General features: G+C 28.6%; 1 tRNA gene and 1 pseudogene. Both read left to right on the top strand.

What is annotated here, in order from left to right:
• Positions 1 to 157 precede the first annotated feature (157 nt).
• Positions 158 to 248, top strand: a tRNA-OTHER gene (locus EII23_RS13040).
• A gap of 9 nt (positions 249 to 257) precedes the next feature.
• Positions 258 to 462, top strand: a pseudogene (locus EII23_RS13710) (hypothetical protein); the annotation flags it as partial.

The following is a 462-nucleotide window of genomic DNA, read 5'->3' as shown; positions in this document are numbered from 1 at the left end:
GTATAGCATTAGTAACACAAGCTATGATTATAAGCAGTATCTTTGTATAGCTTATTCATTTTTTTAATGTAGTGTTTTTCCAATTTCAATTATTTTTGAAAATTCACTATTTACTTCTCTCTTAGATTGAGATATTATTTTATAGTAATTAAATATTGGAGGGGTACCCGAGTCTGGTTTAAGGGAAGTTAATACTATGTATTAATTAGAAGCTTATGCTTACGTTGGTTCGAATCCTTCTCCCTCCGTTATAAACTTTGTTATTAAACCAAGCATTAAAATGCTTGGTTTTTTCTATATATTACTATTCTAATAGCCGGTTAAGTGATAATTTTTTATCACCCTTCCATTAAAATTAAATTTTGATGCTATTGACAATTGTTGGAAATCTTAATAAGAGTAGCGCGGAAAAATTGTCAAAGTTTATGAGTATCGAACCGCAAATTAGATTATGGGATATTT

This window comes from Desulfovibrio sp. OH1186_COT-070, from assembly GCF_003860215.1.
Taxonomy (GTDB): Bacteria; Desulfobacterota; Desulfovibrionia; order Desulfovibrionales; family Desulfovibrionaceae; genus Desulfovibrio.
The sequence above is the reverse complement of the archived record's forward strand: the minus strand, read 5'-3'. Positions and strand labels throughout refer to the sequence as shown.